The sequence below is a fragment of the Pseudorhodobacter sp. genome (assembly GCF_030452865.1).
Taxonomy (GTDB): domain Bacteria; phylum Pseudomonadota; class Alphaproteobacteria; order Rhodobacterales; family Rhodobacteraceae; genus Pseudorhodobacter.
This window is the reverse complement of the sequence record NZ_JAKDLJ010000165.1, coordinates 1-7,407: the sequence shown is the minus strand read 5'-3', so window position 1 is coordinate 7,407 and position 7,407 is coordinate 1. Positions and strand designations below refer to the sequence as shown.

The window sequence follows — 7,407 nt, the reverse complement described above, 5'->3', positions numbered from 1 at the left end:
TACGGTTCAGCAGTTCTTGCAGCGCGCCAAAGGGGCAAAGCCAGCCGCAATAGGCACCGCGTCCCCAGAACAGCAGGGCGGCCGCAAGCGAGAACCACAGAATGAAGGTCATCGGGTCCAAAAGGAACGCTTGCCAGCTAAAGCCCGACATCAATGCCCCGAACAGTGCCAGAAGGTTGACGACCGAAAGCTGCGCATTGGCATACCAGCCAAGGAAAACCAGCGTGACGGTCAAAAACCCGATGCGGAACCAGAAAAATGCGCGGGCGTTGCGGGTGGCGATGGTTTGGAAGAAGAACACCAGCGTCAACACGCCCAGCATCGCCGCCAAGACCCCGATTTCCAGCGTTTTATCGGCCCAGATGCGTTTCCACAGCGCCTGATGTGCTGCATTCTCACTTTGGTCAGTGACCTCTGCCACTGCTGGCGGAACCGGTGGCGCAGCGACGGCACTCAGGTATTCTTTCGGCAGTTGATATCCCAGATCGAAGGTGGTGAAGACCTTTTCAATCGCGCCAACATCGCGGTGGACCAGAAGCTGGATGCGGAAAGGTTGTGTCGGGTCAAATCCGGTATCGGCAGGGATCCTGAACAGATCCGCCTCATTGAAGGCAGGTGCGCCGGTGGCCGCAATCGTGTTGATGCGGCGGTGCATCTTGTCACGGAAGCGCACGGAAACATCGTGCTGGATCAATACGATCCGGTCAAAAATGCCGCCGCGTACATAGCCTGAACCCTTGAAGGAATAGATGCCGCGACCAAAGATCGCGATGGCGCTGTCGCCGTCCTTCAACCATTCACCCAGATTCTTCGCCTCAGCGTCTCCCAACAGCGATTTTGCGATGCCGGGTTGCGAGACCAGTGCGGCCTGCATCTCGATATAGGTGGTTTCCGGCGCTTCGGTCAGCGCGCGCTCGCCTGCGCGCGGGTCGTCCATCGCAGCAAAGGCGGCGTTGACCTGGCCCACATCCAGCAACAACCGGCGCAGCGTGCCATCGCCTTCCATCGTCATCCAGTCTGCGGGGGCTGTTGCCGCCGGATTGACCACAAACTGCGGACCTGTGGGTTTGTCCTCCGCTGCCAGACCGCCCAAACCCAATGCGCGCGCGACCTTGAGGCCGGAACGCACGATGGAATCGTCGATCACCATGATCGTCACCGTCGCACCCGAAATGATGTCGAGATTATGCGCCGTGCCGCCCGCCTTCGCCTCTGCGACCAGATCGAGCCCACGGTAATCAGCGGTCAACGCCTTCATCTTGCTGTCGGGAATGCCGATCAACACGATCGGTTCGGAATGTTTGACCAGTTCCACCCCGATCACCTTGGCATCCGCATCCACCGCAACCGCTGTGTGAATGGGCTTGCCCGAATAGCCGGTGGTAGAGACGAAATCAGACGTGATGAAAACCCAGCCGAGTTGCGTGCTGCCTTGCATCACCGGAGCGACAGCAAGATCGCTGCGGGCCGGGCCGAAACCGTCGGCCCCTGCGACCAGTTTTGCCGCGTCAAGGTCCGGCAGAAGTTTGTCGAGCACGGTTTCAGCCTGCACGGGCAAGGCCCACAGGAGCGCGCAAAGGCAAAAGGTCAACAGGGTCCGAAGGGTCTTCATATCAGGCTTCCTTGCAAGGGACGCCCGGAGGTCACGGATACCTGTCCAAGAAACACTGGCATGGCGCGAAGTGTGTCTGGGGCAGGCATGTCAACCGCGTGGAAGGGCTGCACTGGTTCGAACATGTCAAACATGGCGCAGGCCTTCGCGGTTGGTGGACCTCGGGGCATTGGTCGGTCATCGATCGCGGAATGCGAAACAGCGGCGCGCATCGGGGTCGCAGAGGCGGGTCTTGCGGTCAAGCGCAGCACTGGCGGCATGATCGTCCGCGGTAGCGCCGCGCCGAAGGGCAGGCAGGCGCCGCAATCGCAGCACGGTTCGCTCGGCGCGACGGGGACGCCTTCGTCATTGAGGTAGATCGTCACCGCACCGGCATCGCTGCAAATCGTCATGGCGAATCCCGGCGCAATCTGCCCGGCCTTCGCCTGTGCGCCGAAAAGCGGCAGGCCAAGACAGAGCAGCAGCATAAGGATTCGGGTGCAGAGCTTTTCCATGCCGCCTGTCTAGTGGCGCAGCCGGTCGGCACATTGATCTAGCGCAAACTGGCGTGATCAATTCCGCCGAACCGAGAAAGGCAGGCGGCTTTCCCCACAGTGATCGGCGGGGCGGGAACCATTCCGGGTCTCAGGCATTGAAAGGATGAAACATTCACACCAGATCAAGAATGAAACGGTGAAGGGGGAGGGAAATGAATATGTTCAACTTGAGCGGGTTTGGCGGGCTGATCATCCTCGCGCTCGACATCTGGGCCTTGGTTTCGATCTTTGGGTCGCGCGCGTCGACCGGGGCTAAGGTCGGTTGGGCGCTTCTGGTGATCATCTTGCCGCTGTTGGGCTTCATCATCTGGCTGATTGCCGGGCCACGCGTCGTCAGGGCGGTGTGATCGTTGCCTCTGACGCGCTTGCGCCGAAACAACCGTCGGATGCGTAGCGAAACAGAGTCCGATCATCGGGCGGGGCAGGGTGTCCGCATCAGCACCGCACCGTCAGGGCACCGGTTCCCGCCAGAAACAACCACCAGAGTCCGGAGTGTCGATTACACACGATGACCACGCCCCCGAACAACGCCAGCGACAAGCCCGGCCTCAGCGATGATATCAGCAACGCGCTATCGTTGATTGCTGCGGTGTTCAATGGTCATGTTGCACTTGTGCGCGCCGAAATCGCGGCCAACCTGCGTCGGGCCATTCGCGGGCTGCTGATGCTGGTGATCGCGGCATTGCTTGGCTTGACCGCGCTTAACCTGCTTGCCGCCACCTTGGTACTGGTGCTGATCGCCTTTGGCTGCCCGCCCGCGCTTGCAGCGTTGGGCATAGCGACGCTCGCCATCGTCGCCGCGCTCATCCTCTTGGCAATCGCGGCCAAGGCATTGAAGCCTTCGCAACTGATCCCGACCCGAACCGTGGAGCATCTCTCGCACGGGGCAGGTCTTTTCAAGGAGAAAACCGAAAATGACCCATGACACATCCGTAGACAAGATCGAAGACCAGTTGAACGAGGATCGCGCCGCCCTGTCGGATGCGATGGAACGGCTTTACGACCGCTTCTCGCCCGATTGGCTGACGCAGGACGCACAGGACCAATTGCGCAGCAATATCGGCGCTTTGGGTGGCAGCATCGAACGCACCGTGCGCAAGCACCCGGTTGCAACGGCTGTCGCGGGCGTCGGTATCGCATGGCTGATTTTCGGTCGAAGGGGCGAAAAAGTCGTGCATCCGGCGCGGCTCACCCGCAAGGTCGGCAGCGTTGAATCGCTGGTCACCGATTACGGCCCGCAGGTGGCGGCAGCGTTGCTGGCATCCGGAATCAAGGCGATGGACGATGTGGACTGGTCGCACCGGATCGACAGTTTCCGCGCGAAAACCAGCGCGAAACTTGCCGACATTGAAAAAGCCGCCGCCCATCACGCCGAAAACGTCGCGAAAGGCGCGGTGGATCAATTCAACAACGTCCGCGATTTCGCGGCGGAGCGTACAGCCGCTGTGGCCGAATTTGCGCGCCATACGCAGGAAAGCCTGTCGCTCGGGCTGGACGATCTGCCCGAACCGGCGCGGGAAAAGATTATCCTCGCGCGTGAAAAAGCCTATCGCGCGGCGCAATCCGGGAGCGCCGCGGTCAAGAAGGGGGCGGAGAAAACCGGCGCCTTCGCCAAGGAGAACCCTTTGCTGGCCGGCTTGATTGTCGCCGCCGTAGGGGTCGCGGTGGCCGCCGCCTTGCCGCGTCGCAAGGACGACGTGGAGGAGGCAGAGGAGAATTTGAAATCCGGTGCCGATGACCTGATGGACGAAGCCGCAGAACTGATGAAGCAGGAGCGCGCCCAAGTGAAATCATCAAAGAAGGCGAAACCGGCGGGTTGAGCGACCTGCTGTCAGAATGTCACGCGCGGCGCAACAAAAACTGGCTCGCTTACGCCAAAAACACAAAGGCCGCCCTCAGGCGGCCCTTTTTTCGTGTCAATCGTGGGTATTCGATTGTTTTGGAGCGGGCGATGAGATTCGAACTCACGACCCTAACCTTGGCAAGGTTATGCTCTACCCCTGAGCTACGCCCGCGCTCCGTCTTGGTGAGGCAGGATGTATAAAGCCACAGGGAAAGCTGCAAGGGGGAAAATGCGGAATGCGACAAAAAACTTGCGGCAGGTCAGACGCAACCGATCGGTGATCAGGGCGCGACTACGCGCAATCCCTTGCAATTGCTGCTCGTGGCAAGTGGCGGGCGGCGAGGTGCTGCATTGTCAAACCGGGTTTGACTGCCTATGCCGGGCCAAACAGATGGGGATCGGGCGATGACACTGGATGAGCTTTTGGCGCGCAGCGGCGGCGTATGTGAATTTTGCGGGGATGATCGGCGCCTTGCCGGGGTGGAAGTGGAACCGGCGGGACCGGTGGTTCTGTGCAGTACCTGCCGTGGTGACCGCGCGGCGGAGACAGGGCATTGGCGCTGTCTCGAAGGCGCCGCATGGTCGGCGGTGCCCGCCGTGCAATATGCCGTATGGCGCCGGTTGCGCACGCTGGATGAACCTTGGGCGCAGGAGTTGCGTGACGGCATGGTGCTGTTGCCGCAGGTTCAGGCATGGGTGAACGCGCCTGCGGCAGTGGAACATCGTGACAGCAACGGCGTGCAACTGGCGCAGGGCGATAGCGTGGTGCTGATCAAGGATCTGCCGGTAAAAGGCGCTGGCTTCACCGCCAAACGTGGAACCGCAGTACGGGGGATTGCGCTTGTCGCAGACAATGCAACCCAGATCGAGGGCCGGGTTGATGGGCAGAGGATTGTTATTCTGACGGAGTTTGTGAGGAAGAAGTAGTTTGCAGAAAGCCGACGTGATGGGCGACTGGTCCCGTGGGTCTCGTTTGTTCTCTGACCGTTCTTTCATGTCCCACAAACGCTTCTACGTTTGCGGCCCTGACAAACGGGATTGCGCAACCGGCAAGTGTTCGCTGCAAACCCACCATGTTCTTTGCCGCCCAACATTCCCGGACAGATAGAGAATGGCTGCGCCTCAGCCTCTCCGCGGGCGGCGTGTGATCAGACCCTACGGCAAAGCAAGGACCGTCCGAATGAACCGACGCGTTTTTGTTCGAACGGGAGAGTGCCGGATTATGGCGAGGGAACCCAACAACCCGCCGGGGAAGCGTCTCAATCCTTGTGCATCGGCACCTGTTTCGATGCGGCGCGGTAAGGACGTGTCACATCGCGCGCGACGGCATTCAACGCCTCCACCTGCAATTCCACCGCGCCATCGCCTGCCAAGGTCAGCAGCACCTGGCCTGTCCCATCTTCACCCGGCACAAACGCTATCGAAAGGAGGGACAGGATCACGTCCTTGTCGCCCTGTGGAATGCCTTGGGTGCGGACAGTGAGCACATCGCGAAACATCAGCACCGAACGCACCCGCTCATAGGCGCGCGCTGCACGTTCGGCGGCGTCCCGGTCCTCCCAGCGAAAGCGGTTCAGCAGCAGGCTGAATTCCCGTCGCTTTGCGTCAAAACGCATATCCGTCACAGGAAAAACCGCGTCTTGCGTCAATGCTGCAAGGATTTGCAGATCTTCCACATTCTGCGCGAGCAGGGCAAGGGGCGCGTCCTCGCCGTCTTCAAAACGTGCATCGCTCATGACGCGATCCGTTCGACATGTGCGCCACAAGCGCCCAGCTTTTCTTCCACCCGCTCATAACCGCGATCAAGGTGGTAGACGCGGCTGACGACGGTTTCGCCTTCTGCCGCCATCGCGGCCAGAATCAGGCTGACGCTGGCGCGCAAATCGGTTGCCATCACCCGTGCCCCTTTCAGCGTTTCCACCCCGGTCACAGTCGCATGGCCGCCATGCACGTCGATCTTCGCGCCCATTCGGATCAGTTCCGGCGCGTGCATGAAGCGGTTTTCAAAGATGCGCTCCTCCAGAACGCTGGTTCCATCGGCGGTGCACAGCAATGCCATCATCTGCGCCTGCAAATCCGTGGGAAAGCCGGGGAAGGGTTCTGTCACCACATCCACAGCGCGGACGCGACCGTTCTTGCGTTTCACCTTAAGCCCGCGCTCGGTTTCTTCCACGGAAACACCCGCCGCATCCAGCTTTTCACAAAACGCCCCGACAAGATCAATGCGGCCGCCAAGACATTCCACCTCGCCGCCACAAATCGCGGGGGCGAGCATGTAGGTGCCAAGCTCAATCCGGTCGGTGACCACCGGATGCGTCGCCCCGCCCAAGCGGTCAACGCCCTGAATGGTGATTGTGCTGCTGCCTTCACCCTCAATCTGTGCCCCCATCCGGCGCAGGCAATGCACCAGATCGACAATCTCCGGTTCGCGTGCAGCGTTCTTGATCGTTGTGGTTCCTTTTGCCAGACTGGCCGCCAAAATCGCGTTTTCGGTGGCACCGACCGAAACCAGCGGAAAGTCGATCATCCCGCCTTTCAACCGCCCCCCAGGCGCTTTCGCATGGACATAGCCATCGCGCAATTCCAGTTCCGCACCCAATGCCTCAAGCGCTTGCAAATGCAAATCCACGGGCCGCGCGCCAATCGCACAGCCGCCGGGGAGCGAGACAACCGCATGGCCGTCGCGCGCCAGCATCGGCCCCAACACGAGGATAGACGCCCGCATCTTGCGCACGATGTCATAGTCGGCGGTGTGGTTGTGGATGTTATGGCTCGACATTGCCAAAACCTGCCCGCCCTGAAGGCTGACAACCTCCGCCCCGAGTGACCCCAAAAGCTGCGTCATCGTGCGGATATCCGACAGTCGTGGCGCATTGGTCAGGGTCAGCGGCTCCTCCGTCAGCAACGTGGCCGGCATCAGAGTAAGACAGGCGTTCTTTGCCCCCGCAATCGGGATCACCCCGTTCAGTTCACCGCCGCCGCGTATCAGAATGGAATCCATCTACTGCCCCTGACTTTTTTCTGAGTTCTGACCCCTACGGGCCTTTGCCTGTGCCTTGCGCCGCGCCATATTGGCCTTCAGCGCCAGTTTCAACCGCGCTTCGCGGATTTCCGCACCGGTTTTCTGGCGCTCGGTGCGCGTGTTTGTCGCGGAATTGTTATTTTGGTGCTGATCCTTCATACCCCTTCTCTACCCCAGCGGCGAAAAAGCGTCCAGATTGCACTTGCACCCTTGGGGATTTCCGACTAATCAGCCGCCACGTTGACCGGAAACCCCCGTGAAACGCCCGGCGCTGTGGTAGCTCAGTGGTAGAGCACACCCTTGGTAAGGGTGAGGTCGAGAGTTCAATCCTCTCTCACAGCACCACTTCAACTCATTGAGATCAAAGAAATTGCTTGATTGCCTGGGCATAGTG

The 7,407-nt window shown here is 60.4% G+C and carries 9 protein-coding genes and 2 tRNA genes; 5 read left to right on the top strand and 6 right to left on the bottom strand.

Going from position 1 to position 7,407, the window contains the following annotated elements; all coding sequences use genetic code 11:
• Positions 1 to 1,612: 4Fe-4S binding protein (locus L0H65_RS10855; protein ID WP_301458949.1), on the bottom strand; the 1,612-nt coding region annotated here is incomplete at its 3' end.
• A complete protein-coding gene (locus L0H65_RS10850) occupies positions 1,609 to 2,106 on the bottom strand; it encodes a hypothetical protein (RefSeq protein ID WP_301458948.1) in 498 nt (165 codons plus the stop codon). The genes L0H65_RS10855 and L0H65_RS10850, both read right to left, overlap by 4 nt.
• Before the next feature lie 200 nt (positions 2,107 to 2,306).
• On the opposite strand from L0H65_RS10850, the gene L0H65_RS10845 reads away from it, so the two are divergent.
• The 3 genes from L0H65_RS10845 to L0H65_RS10835 all read left to right on the top strand — a co-directional run bounded on the left by L0H65_RS10845 (position 2,307) and on the right by L0H65_RS10835 (position 3,968).
• Positions 2,307 to 2,495, top strand: coding sequence for a PLDc N-terminal domain-containing protein (locus tag L0H65_RS10845; protein ID WP_301458951.1), 189 nt, complete (start codon positions 2,307 to 2,309; stop codon positions 2,493 to 2,495).
• Between the two features lie 161 nt (positions 2,496 to 2,656).
• Complete coding sequence (locus L0H65_RS10840) at positions 2,657 to 3,073, top strand: phage holin family protein (RefSeq protein WP_301458946.1); 417 nt, start codon at positions 2,657 to 2,659, stop codon at positions 3,071 to 3,073.
• A complete protein-coding gene (locus tag L0H65_RS10835; protein WP_301458945.1) occupies positions 3,063 to 3,968 on the top strand; it encodes a hypothetical protein in 906 nt (301 codons plus the stop codon). The genes L0H65_RS10840 and L0H65_RS10835 overlap by 11 nt, the downstream gene beginning before the upstream one ends.
• A gap of 120 nt (positions 3,969 to 4,088) precedes the next feature.
• Here L0H65_RS10835 and L0H65_RS10830 read toward each other — a convergent pair.
• A tRNA-Gly gene (locus L0H65_RS10830) sits at positions 4,089 to 4,163 on the bottom strand.
• Positions 4,164 to 4,396: 233 nt separating this feature from the next.
• Here L0H65_RS10830 and L0H65_RS10825 point away from each other — a divergent pair.
• Complete coding sequence (locus L0H65_RS10825; protein ID WP_301458944.1) at positions 4,397 to 4,918, top strand: alkylphosphonate utilization protein; 522 nt, start codon at positions 4,397 to 4,399, stop codon at positions 4,916 to 4,918.
• 332 nt (positions 4,919 to 5,250) lie between these two features.
• On the opposite strand, the gene L0H65_RS10820 is transcribed toward L0H65_RS10825, so the two are convergent.
• Genes L0H65_RS10820 through L0H65_RS10810 form a run of 3 tightly spaced genes read right to left on the bottom strand, consistent with a single transcriptional unit; the run spans position 5,251 to position 7,172 of the window.
• Positions 5,251 to 5,727, bottom strand: a complete 477-nt coding sequence (locus L0H65_RS10820; protein WP_301458943.1) for a DUF2948 family protein — start codon at positions 5,725 to 5,727, stop codon at positions 5,251 to 5,253.
• Positions 5,724 to 6,992: a UDP-N-acetylglucosamine 1-carboxyvinyltransferase gene (gene murA, locus L0H65_RS10815; protein WP_301458941.1), complete on the bottom strand. Its 1,269-nt coding sequence runs from the start codon at positions 6,990 to 6,992 to the stop codon at positions 5,724 to 5,726. The genes L0H65_RS10820 and murA overlap by 4 nt, the downstream gene beginning before the upstream one ends.
• On the bottom strand, positions 6,993 to 7,172 hold the full coding sequence (locus tag L0H65_RS10810) for a hypothetical protein (RefSeq protein ID WP_301458939.1): 180 nt from the start codon (positions 7,170 to 7,172) through the stop codon (positions 6,993 to 6,995). It abuts the gene before it with no gap.
• A 111-nt stretch (positions 7,173 to 7,283) separates the two neighbouring features.
• Between L0H65_RS10810 and L0H65_RS10805 the strand changes: the two genes are divergently transcribed.
• Positions 7,284 to 7,358: transfer RNA gene (locus L0H65_RS10805), tRNA-Thr, on the top strand.
• Positions 7,359 to 7,407 lie beyond the last annotated feature (49 nt).